The organism is Burkholderia sp. lig30 (assembly GCF_000687455.2).
Classification (GTDB): Bacteria; Pseudomonadota; Gammaproteobacteria; order Burkholderiales; family Burkholderiaceae; genus Burkholderia.
In genome coordinates, this window is sequence record NZ_JGVW01000102.1 from 1 (window position 1) to 17,945 (window position 17,945).

Below are 17,945 nucleotides of genomic sequence, written 5' to 3' on the forward strand. Positions count from 1 at the left end.
CGGCTTGGTCCGCTCAAATTTACCTTTTGCCATGACTCTCTTCTTTCAAAAAATAATCGGTTGGTAGATGCAGATTTACTTCGACTTCGCGCTGATGATCGCGTCGGCAACGTTCTTCGGAGCTTCAGCGTAGTGCTTGAACTCCATCGTGTACGTTGCACGACCTTGCGTCAGCGAGCGCAGCGACGTCGAATAACCGAACATTTCCGACAGCGGAACTTCCGCGCGCACGATCTTGCCACCGCCGACCATGTCGTCCATGCCCTGAACGATGCCGCGACGGCCCGACAGGTCGCCCATCACGTTGCCCATGTAGTCTTCGGGCGTTTCCACTTCCACCGCCATCATCGGCTCGAGCAGAACCGGGTCGGCGCGGCGCATTGCTTCCTTGAACGCCATCGAACCGGCCATGCGGAACGCATTTTCGTTCGAGTCGACGTCGTGGTACGAACCGAACGTCAGCGTGACCTTGACGTCGACCACCGGGAAGCCGGCCATCACGCCGCTCTTCAGCGTTTCCTGGATACCCTTGTCGACCGAAGGAATGAATTCGCGCGGGATCACGCCACCCTTGATCGCGTCGACGAACTCGTAACCCTTGCCTTGCTCGCTGCGCTCAAGCGTAATGACTGCGTGGCCATACTGACCGCGGCCGCCCGACTGCTTGACGAACTTGCCTTCGACATCCGCTGCCGACTTGCGAATGGTTTCGCGGTACGCCACCTGCGGCTTGCCGACGGTCGCTTCGACGCCGAACTCGCGCTTCATCCGGTCGACCAGAATTTCGAGGTGCAGTTCGCCCATACCCGAAATGATCGTTTGACCCGATTCTTCGTCGGTCTGCACGCGGAACGACGGATCTTCCTGGGCCAGACGATTGAGTGCCAGACCCATCTTTTCCTGGTCGGCCTTCGTCTTCGGCTCGACGGCCTGCGAAATCACCGGCTCCGGGAAAATCATGCGCTCGAGCACGATCGGGTGAGCCGGATCGCACAGCGTGTCGCCGGTGGTCGCTTCCTTCAGGCCCACTGCCGCCGCGATATCGCCTGCGCGCACTTCCTTGATTTCTTCGCGCTGGTTCGCGTGCATCTGCAGAATACGGCCAAGACGTTCCTTCTTGTCCTTGGTCGCGTTGAGCAGCGTATCGCCCGAATTGATGACACCCGAGTACACACGGAAGAAGATCAGCTGGCCGACGAACGGGTCGGTCATGATCTTGAACGCGAGTGCAGAGAACTTCTCGTCGTCGGCAGCACGACGTTCCGTCTTCTCGCCGTTTTCGAGTTCGCCCGTAACCGGCGGAATGTCGACCGGCGACGGCAGGAAGTCGATCACGGCGTCGAGCATGCGCTGCACGCCCTTGTTCTTGAACGCGGTACCGCACAGCATCGGCTGGATTTCGCAAGCGATCGTACGGTCGCGCAGCGCCTTGACGATTTCAGCCTCCGACAGCTCTTCGCCGCCGAGGTACTTTTCCATCAGGTCTTCGCTCGCTTCAGCAGCGGACTCGACCATCTTTTCGCGCCACTCGTTGCACGTGTCGACGAGTTCAGCCGGGATGTCGACGTAGTCGAACTTCGTGCCTTGGGACGCCTCGTCCCAAACGATCGCCTTCATCTTGATGAGGTCGACGACGCCCTTGAAGTTTTCTTCCGCGCCGATCGGCACCACCACCGGCACCGGGTTCGCCTTCAGGCGCAGACGGAGCTGGTCGTAGACCTTGAAGAAGTTCGCGCCGGTACGGTCCATCTTGTTGACGAACGCGAGACGCGGCACCTTGTACTTGTTCGCCTGGCGCCACACCGTTTCCGACTGCGGCTGCACACCGCCCACCGCGCAGTACACCATGCACGCGCCGTCGAGCACGCGCATCGAGCGCTCCACTTCAATCGTGAAGTCAACGTGCCCCGGCGTGTCGATGATGTTGATGCGGTGTTCCGGATAGTTGCCGCCCATGCCCTTCCAGAAGGCCGTGGTAGCAGCGGACGTGATCGTGATGCCACGTTCCTGTTCCTGCTCCATCCAGTCCATCGTCGCTGCGCCGTCGTGAACTTCACCGATCTTGTGGTTCACGCCGGTGTAAAACAGAATGCGCTCGGTCGTCGTCGTCTTGCCGGCATCGATGTGAGCGCTAATACCGATATTGCGGTAGCGCTCGATAGGAGTCTTACGAGCCACTTTGATCCTCTATTGGGTTGGCGCGATGTGGCCCTTGCCACATCGCGCCTGAACACAAACGGGCGAGGCGCCTGAAAAGCGCACCCGCCCGGAATTTTTTCCGCTAAAAGCCCAGCCTGGCGCTTAGAAACGGAAATGCGAGAACGCGCGGTTGGCTTCCGCCATGCGGTGAACCTCATCGCGCTTCTTCATCGCGCCGCCACGGCCTTCGGCCGCTTCGGAGAGTTCACCAGCCAGGCGCAGAGCCATCGACTTCTCGCTGCGCTTCTTCGCAGCCTCACGCAACCAGCGCATCGCCAATGCCATACGACGCGACGGGCGCACTTCGACCGGAACTTGATAGTTGGCACCACCAACGCGACGGCTCTTCACTTCGACCACCGGCTTCACGTTGTTGAGCGCAACCGTGAACACTTCCAGCGGGTCCTTGCCACCCTTGGTCTGGATTTGTTCGAATGCGCCATAAACGATGCGTTCCGCGACCGACTTCTTGCCGGACAGCATCAGCATGTTCATGAACTTGGCTACATCTACGTTGCCGTACTTCGGATCCGGCAACACTTCCCGCTTGGGAACTTCGCGACGACGCGGCATGTTTCTTCCTTTATTTGTTCAGTTGGAGCTGCTTCCAGCCCCGCGGCCACCAACTAACCCGATCACATCTAACGACTAACCAGCTTGGCCGGGTGACCACTTACTCGACAGCACCGGCAATCCGGCACCACCGCCTTGACCGCCGTGAGGCGACCTCCAATGGCAGACTGCTTACTTCGCAGCCTTTGCACGCTTCGCGCCGTACTTCGAGCGCGCTTGCTTACGGTCCTTGACGCCCTGCGTATCCAGCGAGCCGCGAACCATGTGGTAACGCACACCCGGCAAGTCCTTCACACGGCCGCCGCGGATCAGCACAACCGAGTGCTCCTGCAGGTTGTGGCCTTCACCGCCGATGTACGAAATCACTTCGAAGCCGTTCGTCAGACGAACCTTGGCGACCTTACGGAGTGCCGAGTTCGGCTTCTTCGGCGTCGTCGTGTACACGCGCGTGCACACGCCGCGACGCTGGGGGCAGTCCTGCAGGGCCGGGCTCTTGCTCTTCGTCGTTTCCGACTGACGGCCTTTGCGAACCAGTTGGTTGATGGTTGGCATTGTTTATTCCTGAAATTGAACAAAATCCGCACATCGATTTCGGGCAAAGCGAAAATCGAGCGCGGTTGACCTCCGAACCCCGCAAATCGGCACGAACTTTCGAACGCGACCAGACCCACCAAGGACCGGAACCTGGCATGATATTCTGGAAATACCAAACAAGTCAACAGCTTGCGTGATTCCATCGATGCCCGGGCACGCCGCCCGGCGCGTCGTCAGGCGGACTCGATCACGTCGATGATCTCGTCGCCGAAACGCTCCAGCTTGCGGATCCCCATGCCGGGAATGTGGCGCAGATCGTCGATCGTCTCAGGTGCATTGCGCGCGATCTCCGCGAGCGTCGCATCGTGGAAGATCACGTACGCCGGCACGCCGTCGGCCTTTGCGGTCTCCGCGCGCCACGCGCGCAGCGCATCCCAGCGCGCGCGCTCGCGCGTGCCCATGCCGGCCGTCGGATCGACCCGCGTGCCGCCGCGGCTCGACGACTGGCGCACGCGCTGCGGCTTCACGTAGCGCCGCAGCGTGACCCGCTCCTCGCCTTTCAGCACCGGCTTCGCGGCCTCGGTCAGCACCAGCGCACCGAAACCGCCGTGGTCGACCGCGAGATAGCCGTAAGCGACCAGCTGCCGGAAAATCGCCCGCCACTCGGGCTCGGACAGCGACGCGCCGATACCGAAGGTGCTGAGCGATTCGTGGCCGCGCTGCAGGATCTTCTCGTTGCGGCTGCCGCGCAGGATCTCGATCAGGTGGCTCGCGCCGAAATTGAAGCCGCTCGCACGCTGCGCGCGGAACGCGCACGACAGCGCCATCTGCGCCTCGCGGGTCGCATCCCACGAATCGGGCGGCTCGAGGCAGGTGTCGCAGTTGCCGCACGGCTGGCTCGCCTCGCCGAAATAGTTCAGCAGCCGCACACGGCGGCACGAGATCGTCTCGCACAGGCCGAGCAGCGCGTCGAGCTTCGACGTCTGCACGCGCTTGTGTGCGTCGTCCGCGTCGGATTCGTCGATCATCTTGCGCTGCTGGACGACATCGCCGAGGCCGTATGCCATCCATGCGTTCGCAGGCAGCCCGTCGCGGCCCGCGCGGCCCGTCTCCTGGTAGTAGCCCTCGACGCTCTTCGGCAGGTCGAGGTGGGCGACGAAGCGCACGTCGGGCTTGTCGATGCCCATCCCGAACGCGATCGTCGCGCACATCACGATGCCCTCTTCGCGCTGGAACATCTCCTGGTGCTTCTGGCGCACCTCGAATTCCATTCCCGCGTGATACGGCAGCGCGCGCACGCCCTGCGCCTTCAGCCACTCCGCCGTTTCCTCGACCTTGCGCCGCGACAGGCAGTACACGACGCCGGCGTCGGTCGTGCCGTCCGCGTTCGTGTGCTCGGCCCGGATGAAGTCGAGCAGCTGCGCGCGCGCATTGTCCTTCTCGACGATCCGGTAACGGATGTTCGGCCGGTCGAAGCTCGAGATGAACACGCGCGCGTCGTCGAGCGCGAGACGATGGACGATCTCGTCGCGCGTGATCGCGTCCGCGGTCGCAGTGAGCGCGATGCGCGGCACCGACGGGAACCGCTCGTGCAACACCGACAGCTTGATGTATTCCGGCCGGAAATCGTGCCCCCACTGCGACACGCAATGCGCTTCATCGATCGCGAACAGGCCGATCTTCGCGCGCTCGAGCAGATCGAGGAAGCGCCCCGTCATCAACCGCTCCGGCGCGACGTACAGCAGGTCGATCTCACCTTCGCGCAGCGCGCGCTCGGTCGCGGCCGCCTCGGGGCCGGACAGCGTCGAGTTCAGGTATGCCGCGCGTACGCCGACTTCGCGCAGCGCGGCGACCTGGTCCTGCATCAGCGCGATCAGCGGCGACACCACGATGCCGGCGCCATGCCCGGCCTCGCGGCGCAGCAGCGCGGGAATCTGATAGCACAGCGACTTGCCGCCACCGGTCGGCATCAGCACGAGACAGTCGCCGCCGGCAGCGACGTGCTCGACGATCTCGCCCTGCTGGCCGCGAAACACGGAATAGCCAAATACTTCGTCAAGAATTTCGAGCGCGCGGGACATGAATGGAATAGAAGACGGCAGACATCGATGACCCGGATTTTATCAACCCGTTCGCATGGCACGCGGCGACGCGCGCAACATTGGCCATCGGGCCAGTGGCGACAAAAAAAAACCGCCCGGTGGAACCGGGCGGTTTCGGCGACAGCGACGTGAGGCGGCTCGCGCCGCCCGCACTTACTCGGCTGCCGGGTGTTGCGGCTCTTCGGCCGGCGCAGCCGGGGTGCCGAAGTCGAACGCTTCTTCCGCTGCGATCTGGTCGAAACGCTCGCGATCCGACGCTTCCCTGCTCTTGCGCGCCTTGTGGAACGCGAGACCGGTACCGGCCGGGATCAGACGGCCGACGATCACGTTTTCCTTCAGGCCACGCAGATCGTCGCGCTTGCCCATGATCGCCGCCTCGGTCAGCACGCGGGTCGTTTCCTGGAACGATGCCGCGGAGATGAACGAGTCGGTCGACAGCGACGCCTTCGTGATACCGAGCAGCACGTTGTCGTACGACGCCGGGCGCTTGTCTTCGGCGATCATGCGGTCGTTTTCGTCCAGCATGTCCGAACGCTCGACCTGCTCGCCCGGAATGAAGCGCGTATCGCCGTTGTCGGTGATCTGCACACGACGCAGCATCTGGCGAACGATCACCTCGATGTGCTTGTCGTTGATCTTCACGCCCTGCAGACGGTACACGTCCTGCACTTCGTCGACGATGTAGCGCGACAGCGCCTCGATACCCTGCAGACGCAGGATGTCGTGCGGATCGGCCGGGCCGTCCACGATCATTTCGCCCTTGTTGACGACCTGGGCGTCGTGGACCAGCACCTGCTTTTCCTTCGCGATCAGGAACTCGTGCTGGTTGCCTTCGAGATCCGTGATGACGAGACGCTGCTTGCCCTTCGTGTCCTTGCCGAACGACGTCGTGCCGGTGACTTCCGCGAGAATGCCCGCATCCTTCGGCGAACGCGCTTCGAACAGCTCCGCCACCCGCGGCAGACCGCCGGTAATGTCACGCGTCTTCTGCGCTTCGGTCGGGATACGTGCGAGCACTTCACCCACCTGCACCTGCTGGCCATCCTTCACGGTGATCAGCGCGCCGACCTGGAAGCCGATCTGCACCGCGTGTTCCGTGCCCGGGATCTTCACTTCCTCGCCGTTCGCGTCAAGCAGCTTCACCTGCGGGCGCACGCTCTTCGACGCCTGCGAACCACGGCGCTTCACGTCGATCACGACGAGCGTCGACAGGCCCGTCACGTCGTCGATCTGCTTCGCGACCGTCACGCCTTCCTCGACGTTCTCGAACTTCACCGTACCGCCGTACTCGGTGATGATCGGACGCGTCATCGGGTCCCACGTGGCGAGCTGCGTACCGGCCTTGATGGTCGCGCCGTCGAGCTGCAGCAGTGTCGCGCCGTACGGCACTTTGTGGCGCTCGCGCTCTCGGCCGAAATCGTCGGTGATCAACGCCTCGCCCGAACGCGAGATGACGATCTGCTCGCCCTTCGCGTTGGTCACGTAACGCATCGTGGCCGTGAAGCGCACGATACCGTTGCTCTTCGCTTCGACCGACGATGCCACTGCCGCACGCGATGCCGCACCACCGATGTGGAACGTACGCATCGTCAGCTGCGTGCCCGGCTCACCGATCGATTGCGCCGCGATCACGCCGACCGCTTCGCCGACGTTCACGAGCGAGCCGCGGCCGAGGTCGCGGCCGTAGCAGGCCGCGCACAGGCCGTAACGCGTTTCGCAGGTCAGCGGCGTGCGCACGCGCACTTCGTCGATGCCGAGGCGCTCGATGTCTTCGACCGCGGTTTCATCGAGCAGCGTGCCCGATTCGTACAGCGTTTCCTGCGTTTCCGGATTCACGACGTCCGCCACCGCGACGCGGCCGAGAATACGGTCGCGCAGCGCTTCGACGACTTCACCGCCTTCGACCAGCGCCTTCATCGCGACGCCGTTCGACGTACCGCAATCGTCCTCGACCACCACCAGATCCTGCGTGACGTCGACGAGACGACGCGTCAGGTAACCCGAGTTCGCGGTCTTCAGTGCCGTATCAGCCAGACCCTTACGTGCACCGTGGGTCGAGATGAAGTACTGCAATACGTTCAGGCCTTCGCGGAAGTTCGCGGTAATCGGCGTCTCGATAATCGAGCCGTCCGGCTTCGCCATCAGGCCGCGCATACCGGCCAGCTGACGAATCTGCACCGCGGAACCCCGGGCGCCCGAGTCGGCCATCATGTAGATCGAGTTGAACGATTCCTGGCGCGTTTCGTTGCCGTCGCGGTCCGTCACCGGCTCCGTCGACAGCTGCTCCATCATCGCCTTGCCGACCGCTTCCGACGTCGCCGACCAGATGTCGACCACGTTGTTGTAGCGTTCCTGCGCGGTGACGAGACCCGACATGTACTGACGGTCGTATTCCTTCACCTTCTTCGCGGCGTCGCCGACGATCGTTTCCTTCTGCGGCGGCACGAGCATGTCGTCCACGCAGATCGAGATGCCGGCGCGCGTCGCGAGACGGAAACCCGACTGCATCAGCTGATCGGCGAACACGACCGTCGCACGCAGGCCGCACTTGCGGAACGCGGTGTTGATGAGGCGCGAGATTTCCTTCTTCTTCAGCGGCTTGTTCAGCACCGAGAACGGCAGGCCGTGCGGCAGGATCTCCGACAGGATCGCGCGGCCGACGGTCGTCGCGTACAGCGAGATCTTCGGCACGAACTGCGGCGCGCCTTCCGACGTGTCCTCGTTGCGGACCATTTCGGTGATCCGCACGTTGACGCGCGACGCCAGCTCGACTTCCTTGTTCTCGTATGCACGCAGCGCTTCCGACACGCCCGTGAACGTCATGCCTTCGCCCTTCGCGTTGACCGCTTCGCGGGTCGCGTAGTACAGGCCCAGCACGATATCCTGCGACGGCACGATCGACGGATCGCCGTTCGCCGGGAACAGGACGTTGTTCGATGCGAGCATCAGCGTGCGCGCTTCCATCTGCGCTTCGAGCGACAGCGGCACGTGGACGGCCATCTGGTCACCGTCGAAGTCGGCGTTGAACGCCGCGCAGACGAGCGGGTGCAGCTGGATCGCCTTGCCTTCGATCAGCACCGGCTCGAATGCCTGGATACCGAGACGGTGCAGCGTCGGCGCGCGGTTCAGCATCACCGGGTGCTCGCGGATCACCTCTTCGAGGATGTCCCACACCACCGGCGTCTGGTTCTCGACTTCCTTCTTCGCTGCCTTGATGGTCGTCGCGACGCCCATCACTTCGAGCTTGTTGAAGATGAACGGCTTGAACAGCTCGAGCGCCATCAGCTTCGGCAGACCGCACTGGTGCAGCTTCAGCGTCGGGCCGACCACGATCACCGAACGGCCCGAGTAGTCGACGCGCTTACCGAGCAGGTTCTGACGGAAGCGGCCGCCCTTGCCCTTGATCATGTCCGCGAGCGACTTCAGCGGACGCTTGTTCGCGCCCGTCATCGCCTTGCCACGGCGGCCGTTGTCGAGCAGCGAGTCGACGGCTTCCTGCAGCATCCGCTTTTCGTTGCGGACGATGATTTCCGGCGCCTTCAGCTCGAGCAGACGCTTCAACCGGTTGTTACGGTTGATCACGCGGCGGTACAGGTCGTTCAGGTCCGACGTCGCGAAGCGGCCGCCGTCCAGCGGCACCAGCGGACGCAGTTCCGGCGGCAGCACCGGCAGCACTTCGAGAATCATCCATTCCGGCTTGATGCCCGAACGCTGGAAGGCCTCGAGGACCTTCAGGCGCTTCGCGTACTTCTTGATCTTCGCTTCCGAACCGGTGTTCTTCAGCTCGGCACGCAGCGTCTCGACCTGCTCGTCGATGTTGATCGCGCGCAGCAGCTCGCGCACGCCTTCCGCGCCCATCTCGGCACGGAATTCGTCGCCGTATTCCTCGACCTTGTTGTAGTAATCCTCTTCGGTCATGATCTGACGCGCCTTCAGCGGCGTCATGCCCGGTTCGATCACCACGTACGCTTCGAAGTACAGCACGCGCTCGATGTCGCGCAGCGTCATGTCGAGCACCATGCCCAGACGCGACGGCAGCGACTTCAGGAACCAGATGTGCGCGACCGGCGAGGCCAGCTCGATGTGGCCCATGCGTTCGCGACGCACCTTCGCGAGCGTCACTTCGACGCCGCACTTCTCACAGATCACGCCACGGTGCTTCAGGCGCTTGTACTTGCCGCACAGGCACTCGTAGTCCTTGATCGGCCCGAAGATCTTCGCGCAGAACAGACCGTCGCGTTCCGGCTTGAACGTGCGGTAGTTGATGGTCTCCGGCTTCTTCACTTCGCCGAACGACCACGAGCGGATCTTGTCCGGCGAGGCCAGACCGATCTTGATCGCGTCGAAAACTTCTTCTTGTTGGACTTGCTTGAATAGATCGAGCAGAGCTTTCATTGCTTTCTCTCCGTAGTCCGATTAATTGCGGTCGAGATCGATGTCGATACCGAGCGAGCGGATTTCCTTCACCAGCACGTTGAAGGATTCCGGCATGCCGGCGTCGATCACATGATCGCCCTTGACCAGGTTCTCATAAACCTTGGTCCGACCGTTCACGTCGTCCGACTTCACCGTCAGCATTTCCTGCAGCACGTAGGACGCGCCGTACGCTTCAAGTGCCCACACTTCCATTTCACCGAAACGCTGGCCACCGAACTGCGCCTTACCGCCCAGCGGCTGCTGCGTCACGAGCGAGTACGGGCCCGTCGAACGCGCGTGCATCTTGTCGTCGACCAAGTGGTGCAGCTTCAGGTAGTGCATGTAGCCCAGCGTCACGCGGCGTTCGAACATCTCGCCGGTGCGGCCGTCGTACAGGCGAACCTGGTTCTTCGACTCGTTCATGCCGAGCTGCTCCGCGATCGCGTCCGGGAACGCCAGGTCGAGCATCTTCGACATTTCTTCTTCGGTCGCACCGTCGAACACCGGCGTTGCGAACGGCACGCCTTCGCGCAGGTTCTTCGCCAGTTCGAGGATTTCCTCGTCCGTGAAGCTTTCCAGGTCTTCCGCGCGGCCCGACTCGTTGTAGATCTTCGTCAGGAATACACGCAGCTCCTCGATCTTCGCCTGACGCTGCAGCATTTCGCCGATACGCCAGCCGAGACCCTTCGCGGCCCAGCCGAGGTGCACTTCCAGAACCTGACCCACGTTCATCCGCGACGGGACGCCGAGCGGGTTCAGCACGACGTCGGCCGGACGGCCATCTGCCATGTACGGCATGTCTTCGACCGGAACGATCTTCGACACGACACCCTTGTTACCGTGACGGCCTGCCATCTTGTCGCCAGGCTGCAGACGGCGCTTCACCGCGAGGTACACCTTGACCATCTTCAGCACGCCCGGCGGCAGTTCGTCGCCTTGCGTGAGCTTCTTGCGCTTCTCTTCGAACGCGAGGTCGAACTGGTGACGCTTCTCTTCGATCGAGTTCTTGATCGCTTCGAGCTGCACCGCTGCTTCGTCGTCCGCGAGGCGGATGTCGAACCAGTGGTAGTGATCGAGGTCTTCCAGGTACGCCTGGTCGATCTTCGTGCCCTTCGCGAGCTTCTTCGGACCGCCGTTCGCGACCTTGCCGACGAGCATGCGCGCGAGACGCTGGAACGCGTCGCCTTCCACGATGCGCAGCTGGTCGTTCAGGTCGAGGCGATAGCGCTTCAGTTCGTCGTCGATGATCTGTTGTGCACGCTTGTCGCGCTGGATGCCTTCACGCGTGAAGACCTGGACGTCGATCACGGTGCCGCTCATGCCCGACGGCACGCGCAGCGACGTGTCCTTCACGTCCGACGCCTTCTCGCCGAAGATCGCGCGCAGCAGCTTTTCTTCCGGCGTGAGCTGGGTTTCGCCCTTCGGCGTCACCTTGCCGACCAGCACGTCGCCCGCTTCGACTTCCGCACCGATGTACACGATGCCCGATTCGTCGAGACGGCCGAGCTGGACTTCCGCCAGGTTCGAGATGTCGCGCGTGATTTCTTCCGGCCCGAGCTTCGTGTCGCGAGCGACGACGTTCAGCTCTTCGATGTGGATCGACGTGTAGCGATCGTCGGCCACGACCTTCTCCGAGATCAGGATCGAATCCTCGAAGTTGTAGCCGTTCCACGGCATGAACGCAATCAGCATGTTCTGGCCGAGCGCGAGCTCGCCCAGGTCCGTCGATGCGCCGTCGGCCAGCACGTCGCCGCGCGAGACCTTGTCGCCCATCTTCACGATCGGACGCTGGTTGATGTTCGTGTTCTGGTTCGAACGCGTGTACTTGATCAGGTTGTAGATGTCGACACCGACCTCACCCGCGACCGCTTCGTCGTCGTTCACGCGAATCACGATACGGCCCGCGTCGACGTAGTCGACGACGCCGCCGCGATACGCCTGAACCGTCGTGCCCGAGTCGACCGCGCAGGTACGCTCGATGCCCGTACCGACGACCGGTTTCTCCGGACGCAGACACGGCACGGCCTGACGCTGCATGTTCGAGCCCATCAGTGCACGGTTCGCGTCATCGTGCTCGAGGAACGGAATCAGCGAGGCTGCAACCGACACGATCTGCGACGGCGCCACGTCCATGTACTGGATGCGGTCCGGCGTGACCATCATCGTTTCGCCGGCTTCACGCGACGACACCAGTTCATCGATCAGCTGGCCGCCGTCGTCGATCCCGGCGTTCGCCTGCGCGATCATGTAGCGACCTTCCTCGATCGCCGACAGATAGTCGATCTGGTCGGTTACCTTGCCGTCCACGACCTTGCGGTACGGCGTTTCGAGGAAGCCGTACTCGTTCAGGTGCGCGTACAGCGCCAGCGAGTTGATCAGACCGATGTTCGGACCTTCCGGCGTTTCGATCGGGCACACGCGGCCATAGTGGGTCGGGTGCACGTCGCGGACTTCGAAGCCCGCGCGCTCGCGCGTCAGGCCGCCCGGGCCCAGTGCGGAAACGCGGCGCTTGTGCGTGATTTCCGACAGCGGGTTGGTCTGGTCCATGAACTGCGACAGCTGCGACGAACCGAAGAACTCGCGGATCGCCGACGAAATCGGCTTCGAGTTGATCAGGTCGTGCGGCATCAGGTTTTCGCTTTCGGCCTGGCCGAGGCGTTCCTTGACCGCGCGCTCGACGCGCACGAGACCTGCACGGAACTGGTTTTCCGCCAGTTCGCCGACGCAGCGCACGCGACGGTTGCCGAGGTGGTCGATATCGTCGACTTCGCCCTTGCCGTTGCGCAGCTCAACGAGGATCTTGATCGTCGCGAGGATGTCGTCGTCCAGCAGCGTCATCGGGCCGGTGATCTCGTCACGGCCGACGCGGCGGTTGAACTTCATGCGGCCGACCTTCGACAGGTCGTACGCGTCTTCGCTGTAGAACAGACGGTTGAACAGCGCTTCGACCGCTTCTTCGGTCGGCGGCTCGCCCGGACGCATCATGCGGTAGATCGCGATGCGCGCGGCCGTCTTGTCCGCGGTTTCGTCGACACGCAGCGTCGACGAGATGTACGGACCCTGATCCAGATCGTTCGTGTAGAGCGTCTGGATGTCCTTGATCTTCGCGTCGCGCAGCTTGTCCAGCACGCTTTCGGTGACTTCGTCGTTCGCGTTCGCGATCACTTCGCCGGTGTCGCCATCGACGACGTTCTTCGCCAGCACGCGGCCGAGCAGATAGTCCTCCGGCACCGAGATGAACTTGGTCTTCGCGTTTTCGAGATCGCGGATGTGCTTCGCGTTGATCCGCTTGTCCTTCTGGACGATGACCTTGCCGTCGCGATCCGTGATGTCGAAACGCGCGACTTCGCCACGCAGGCGCTCAGGCACGAACTCGAGCTGCGCGCCCTCGTCCATCAGCGTGAAGTTGTCGAACACGAAGAAGTTCGCGAGGATCTGTTCCGGCGTGAGGCCGATGGCCTTCAGCAGGATCGTGACCGGCATCTTGCGGCGGCGGTCGACGCGGAAGTACAGGATGTCCTTCGGGTCGAATTCGAAGTCGAGCCACGAGCCGCGGTAAGGAATGATCCGCGCGGAGAACAGCAGCTTGCCCGAGCTGTGGGTCTTGCCCTTGTCGTGCTCGAAGAACACGCCCGGCGAGCGGTGCAGCTGCGAGACGATCACACGCTCGGTGCCGTTGATGACGAACGAGCCCGTCGGCGTCATGAGCGGAATTTCGCCCATGTACACTTCCTGCTCCTTCACTTCCTTGACGACCGGCTTGTTCGGCGACTCCTTGTCGAGAATCACGAGCCGAACCTTCGCGCGCAGCGCGGAGCAGTACGTCAGGCCGCGCTGTTGGCATTCCTTGATGTTGAATGCCGGCGTGGACAGCGCAAAGCTCACGAACTCGAGACGCGCAAAGCCGTTGTGCGAAACAATCGGAAATACCGATGTGAAAGCGGCCTGCAAACCTTCAGGCTTGCGTTGTGCCAGCGGAACTTCGGCTTGCAGAAACGTGCTGAATGATTCAAGCTGGGTAGCCAGCAGGAAAGGAACTTGGTGAACGATGGGGCGCTTCGCGAAACTCTTGCGAATGCGCTTCTTCTCGGTGAAGGAATATTGCATACGATCTCCGAATCACGGCGGGTGCCATCGAGGCGGGATACCTGGACGTTTCAAACCCGTGTGTTCACCGACTGAAACCCGATGGCCGTCCGACGGCTTGAACGAGCCGAGAAGCTTGGTGGTTGGCCGCTACCAACCGCTGGCTGACGGCAGCGGATGCCTGTGTTGCCCGCTACCCGACCAAACTTGCCTTCTGCAGTCGCTTCAGAAGACAAAGAGAACCGCCAATCGTGACCAATGACAACGATCAGGCGGTTTTCTTTGGCTTCTGGGGCCAATTATTCGGGCTCACGAATGAGTGCCAGAATAACGTCCCCACAAAGCACAAAAAGGCCGGCGGTGAAAATACCGCCAGCCTTCGCACAGCGCGCCGAAACTTACTTGATTTCGGCCTTCGCGCCCGCGTCTTCCAGCTTCTTCTTGGCTTCGTCAGCAGCAGCCTTGGGCACCGCTTCCTTGACGGGCTTCGGTGCGCCGTCAACCAGATCCTTCGCTTCCTTCAGGCCCAGGCCCGTCAGTTCGCGAACGGCCTTGATGACTGCAACCTTGTTGCCGCCTGCTTCGAGCAGCATGACCGTGAATTCGGTCTGCTCTTCAGCAGCAGCAGCAGCGCCGCCGCCTGCCGGGCCAGCGACTGCCACTGCAGCTGCCGACACGCCAAACTTCTCTTCGAATGCCTTGACCAGTTCGTTCAGTTCCAGAACGGTCATCCCTTCGACTGCTGCCAGGATGTCTTCTTTTGCGATTGCCATTTGAAATACTCCTAAATTGAATTCGGATACAGCCAGCGATCAATAACGCTGATGCATGTTCGCTTACGCAGCTTCTGCTTGCTTCTTCTCGGCCAGCGCGGCGAGAGCGCGCGCGAAGCCCGAAACAGGCGATTGCATAACGAACAGCAGCTTCGAGAGCAGTTCTTCGCGGCTCGGGATGCTTGCCAGCGCTTGCACGCCAGCCTTGTCCATCACCTTGCCATCGAACGAACCAGCCTTGATGACCAACTTGTCATTGCTCTTGCTGAAGTCGTTGACGACCTTAGCAGCAGCAATTGCATCTTCCGAGATGCCGTAGATCAGGGGGCCAGTCATCTGCTCTGCCAGCGGAGCAAACGGCGTACCTTCGACGGCGCGACGCGCCAGCGTGTTCTTCAACACGCGCAGGTAAACCTGTTGCTCACGCGCCTTCGCGCGCAGCTTGGTCAGATCGCCAACCGCAATTCCACGATACTCAGCCAGCACAACGGTCTGGGCCTTCGCGACTTGCGCGGCAACCTCAGCGACGACGGCTTGCTTGTCTTCTCTATTAAGCGGCACGGTTAGCCTCCAGAAACGATACGTTCGGCATGATGCCTCGCGTACCTCGGTCAACAACGGCGTCCGACTCGTTAGGAGTATTTCCACCTCACGCCGCGAATCGCTTCACGGCCTGCGGCTTCACCACTGCAAAACTTTTTCGGGTTCGCCATCTGCGTTGGCTTGAATTAAGGGATTGCCTGACTGCGGCGCTCCCACCAACGGTCTTTGATAACCGGCTGCCCGCCTCACTGCGCGGGCAACCGCCCAAAGCCCAGTTGGGCCGCTTCGCAAAGCGGCCCGAATTTCTTGCTTACTGCGCGGCCAGCGTAGCCTGGTCGACACGCACGCCGACGCCCATCGTGCTCGACAGTGCGATCTTGCGCAGGTAGACGCCCTTGCTCGTTGCCGGCTTCGCCTTCTGCAGCGCTTCGATCAGCGCCGACAGGTTCGAACGCAGCGCGGTCGACTCGAACGATGCACGGCCGATCGTTGCGTGGATGATACCTGCCTTGTCGACACGGAACTGGACCTGACCAGCCTTCGCGTTCTTCACGGCGGTCGCGACGTCCGGCGTCACGGTGCCGACCTTCGGGTTCGGCATCAGGCCGCGCGGGCCGAGGATCTGACCCAGCGTACCGACGATACGCATCGTGTCCGGCGACGCGATCACGATGTCGAAGTCCATCTGGCCGGCCTTGATCTGCTCGGCGAGGTCTTCCATACCGACGATTTCAGCGCCTGCTGCGCGTGCTTGCTCGGCCTTCTCGCCTTGCGCGAACACGGCAACGCGAACCGACTTGCCCGTGCCTGCCGGCAGGACGACCGAACCGCGAACGACCTGGTCCGACTTCTTCGCGTCGATGCCGAGCTGGACTGCGACGTCGATCGACTCGTTGAACTTCGCGCTCGCGCATTCCTTCACGAGGGCGAGTGCGTCTTCGATCGCGTACAGCTTCTGACGGTCGACCTTGGCGGCAAATGCCTGACGGCGCTTGGAGATCTTAGCCATTTACACGCCCTCCACAGTGATGCCCATCGAGCGTGCGCTACCAGCGATGGTGCGAACGGCTGCGTCCAGATCAGCTGCCGTGAGGTCCGGCATCTTGGTCTTCGCGATTTCTTCGGCTTGAGCGCGCGTGATCGAACCGACCTTGTCGGTGTGCGGCTTGCTCGAGCCCTTGTCCACCTTCGCCGCCTTCTTGATCAGGACGGTCGCCGGCGGCGTCTTCATCACGAACGTGAAGCTCTTGTCAGCGAATGCCGTGATGACGACCGGCACCGGCAGACCCGGCTCCATGCCTTGAGTCTGCGCGTTGAACGCCTTGCAGAACTCCATGATGTTCAGGCCGCGCTGGCCCAGTGCCGGACCGACCGGCGGCGACGGGTTGGCTTTACCTGCAGGAATCTGCAGCTTGATAAAGCCGACAATCTTCTTTGCCATTTGAAAACCTCGTAGGAACGCCGAGGAGGCGTTCGATGAGTGATAACGCGCGTTCGCGGCGACGCTACTGACGCTCCTCAACGGTCATGACGCGGACCGTAAGCGCGAAGGCGGGCAGCCGAGGCTGCCCACCGAATCGGGATTAGACTTTTTCGACCTGGCCGAATTCGAGCTCGACCGGAGTTGCACGACCGAAGATGGTGACCGACACACGCACGCGCGATTTTTCGTAATTCACTTCTTCGACGGTGCCATTGAAGTCCGTGAAGGGGCCTTCCTTGACCCGAACCATCTCGCCCACCTCGAACAGGGTCTTGGGGCGCGGCTTCTCGACGCCTTCCTGCATCTGCGACATGATCTTCTCGACTTCCTTCGGGGAAATCGGGCTCGGGCGGTTACGCGCACCGCCGACAAAACCGGTGACCTTCGCAGTGTTCTTCACGAGGTGCCACGTTTCGTCCGTCATTTCCATTTCCACCAGCACATAGCCGGGGAAGAAACGACGCTCAGTCACAGCCTTGTGGCCGCCTCTGACTTCGACCACTTCTTCGGTCGGAACCAGGATCTGACCGAATTTGTCTTGCATGCCAGCACGTTCGATGCGCTCTTGAAGCGCACGTTGCACGCTCTTCTCCATGCCGGAGTAGGCGTGCACCACGTACCAACGCTTTCCGCTCGGGGATGCCGGAGTATCGCTCATATCATTTCCAACCCAGAATCGCCGAGAAAATCACCCACTCGATGGATTTATCGCTCAACCAGAGGAAAATTGCCATCACCAGCACGAAACCGAACACGACGAGTGTGGTTTGCGTTGCTTCCTTTCGGGTTGGCCAAACGACCTTGCGGACTTCCTTGTACGAGTCCTTGGCAAACGCGATCAAGCCCTTGCCAGGCGCGGACATCAGTCCAACGGCCACACCGGCGATCAACCCCACCGCCAACGCGGCACCGCGGACGTACCACTCCTGACCACCGAGCCAGAAGAAGCCCACGAATCCGGCCAAGACCAACAATACACCCACGGCCAGCATCAGCTTGTCGCCAGAGGTATTTACAGTTTCGACGGATGGATTCGCCATAACACCTTAAAACAAATGCCACGTTGAACGTGGCTTTTTTGGCAGGGGCAGAGGGAATCGAACCCCCAACCTTCGGTTTTGGAGACCGACGCTCTGCCAGTTGAGCTATACCCCTAAACCATGTTGGGGCCGGCTGATGCCAGCCCCAAAACTGTCGGATCAACGAATAACTGGCTTACTCGATGATCTTTGCGAC

At 61.9% G+C, this 17,945-nt stretch carries 12 protein-coding genes and 1 tRNA gene; all 13 read right to left on the reverse strand.

Annotated elements, in window-relative coordinates; all coding sequences use genetic code 11:
* Positions 1–75 precede the first annotated feature (75 nt).
* Positions 76–2,178 (reverse strand): elongation factor G, encoded by a 2,103-nt coding sequence (gene fusA, locus LIG30_RS20935; RefSeq protein WP_038715098.1) that lies wholly within the window; start codon positions 2,176–2,178, stop codon positions 76–78.
* A 123-nt stretch (positions 2,179–2,301) separates the two neighbouring features.
* Positions 2,302–2,772, reverse strand: a complete 471-nt coding sequence (gene rpsG, locus LIG30_RS20940) for a 30S ribosomal protein S7 (RefSeq protein ID WP_004198359.1) — start codon at positions 2,770–2,772, stop codon at positions 2,302–2,304.
* 171 nt (positions 2,773–2,943) lie between these two features.
* The gene (rpsL, locus tag LIG30_RS20945) at positions 2,944–3,324 is read right to left on the reverse strand and encodes a 30S ribosomal protein S12 (RefSeq protein WP_006400662.1); all 381 of its coding nucleotides are present in this window, start codon (positions 3,322–3,324) and stop codon (positions 2,944–2,946) included.
* A gap of 215 nt (positions 3,325–3,539) precedes the next feature.
* Positions 3,540–5,387 carry a DNA helicase RecQ gene (recQ, locus tag LIG30_RS20950; RefSeq protein ID WP_038715100.1) on the reverse strand — a complete coding sequence of 616 codons (1,848 nt, stop codon included), beginning with the start codon at positions 5,385–5,387 and terminating at the stop codon, positions 3,540–3,542.
* Between the two features lie 174 nt (positions 5,388–5,561).
* Complete coding sequence (gene rpoC / locus LIG30_RS20955) at positions 5,562–9,803, reverse strand: DNA-directed RNA polymerase subunit beta' (RefSeq protein ID WP_038715101.1); 4,242 nt, start codon at positions 9,801–9,803, stop codon at positions 5,562–5,564.
* Positions 9,804–9,824: 21 nt separating this feature from the next.
* Positions 9,825–13,931, reverse strand: coding sequence for a DNA-directed RNA polymerase subunit beta (rpoB, locus tag LIG30_RS20960; protein WP_038715102.1), 4,107 nt, complete (start codon positions 13,929–13,931; stop codon positions 9,825–9,827).
* A 377-nt stretch (positions 13,932–14,308) separates the two neighbouring features.
* Complete coding sequence (gene rplL / locus LIG30_RS20965) at positions 14,309–14,683, reverse strand: 50S ribosomal protein L7/L12 (RefSeq protein WP_011350669.1); 375 nt, start codon at positions 14,681–14,683, stop codon at positions 14,309–14,311.
* Between the two features lie 63 nt (positions 14,684–14,746).
* Positions 14,747–15,244: a 50S ribosomal protein L10 gene (gene rplJ / locus LIG30_RS20970; RefSeq protein ID WP_038715103.1), complete on the reverse strand. Its 498-nt coding sequence runs from the start codon at positions 15,242–15,244 to the stop codon at positions 14,747–14,749.
* Between the two features lie 292 nt (positions 15,245–15,536).
* Positions 15,537–16,235, reverse strand: coding sequence for a 50S ribosomal protein L1 (rplA, locus tag LIG30_RS20975; RefSeq protein ID WP_017333534.1), 699 nt, complete (start codon positions 16,233–16,235; stop codon positions 15,537–15,539).
* Positions 16,236–16,667, reverse strand: coding sequence for a 50S ribosomal protein L11 (gene rplK / locus LIG30_RS20980; RefSeq protein WP_006753591.1), 432 nt, complete (start codon positions 16,665–16,667; stop codon positions 16,236–16,238).
* 142 nt (positions 16,668–16,809) lie between these two features.
* The gene (nusG, locus tag LIG30_RS20985) at positions 16,810–17,367 is read right to left on the reverse strand and encodes a transcription termination/antitermination protein NusG (RefSeq protein ID WP_038715106.1); all 558 of its coding nucleotides are present in this window, start codon (positions 17,365–17,367) and stop codon (positions 16,810–16,812) included.
* A 1-nt stretch (position 17,368) separates the two neighbouring features.
* On the reverse strand, positions 17,369–17,749 hold the full coding sequence (gene secE / locus LIG30_RS20990; RefSeq protein WP_038715109.1) for a preprotein translocase subunit SecE: 381 nt from the start codon (positions 17,747–17,749) through the stop codon (positions 17,369–17,371).
* Between the two features lie 39 nt (positions 17,750–17,788).
* Positions 17,789–17,864 (reverse strand) — tRNA-Trp (locus LIG30_RS20995).
* Positions 17,865–17,945: the final 81 nt, after the last annotated feature.

Excerpts from the sequence above, each read along its gene's own strand:
- rpoC (WP_038715101.1), bottom strand. The coding sequence starts at position 9,803 with ATGAAAGCTCTGCTCGATCTATTCAAGCAAGTCCAACAAGAAGAAGTT.
- rpoB (WP_038715102.1), bottom strand. The coding sequence starts at position 13,931 with ATGCAATATTCCTTCACCGAGAAGAAGCGCATTCGCAAGAGTTTCGCG.
- secE (WP_038715109.1), bottom strand. The coding sequence starts at position 17,749 with ATGGCGAATCCATCCGTCGAAACTGTAAATACCTCTGGCGACAAGCTG.
- rplL (WP_011350669.1), bottom strand. The coding sequence starts at position 14,683 with ATGGCAATCGCAAAAGAAGACATCCTGGCAGCAGTCGAAGGGATGACC.
- recQ (WP_038715100.1), bottom strand. The coding sequence starts at position 5,387 with ATGTCCCGCGCGCTCGAAATTCTTGACGAAGTATTTGGCTATTCCGTG.
- rplK (WP_006753591.1), bottom strand. The coding sequence starts at position 16,667 with ATGGCAAAGAAGATTGTCGGCTTTATCAAGCTGCAGATTCCTGCAGGT.
- rpsL (WP_006400662.1), bottom strand. The coding sequence starts at position 3,324 with ATGCCAACCATCAACCAACTGGTTCGCAAAGGCCGTCAGTCGGAAACG.
- nusG (WP_038715106.1), bottom strand. The coding sequence starts at position 17,367 with ATGAGCGATACTCCGGCATCCCCGAGCGGAAAGCGTTGGTACGTGGTG.
- rplA (WP_017333534.1), bottom strand. The coding sequence starts at position 16,235 with ATGGCTAAGATCTCCAAGCGCCGTCAGGCATTTGCCGCCAAGGTCGAC.
- rpsG (WP_004198359.1), bottom strand. The coding sequence starts at position 2,772 with ATGCCGCGTCGTCGCGAAGTTCCCAAGCGGGAAGTGTTGCCGGATCCG.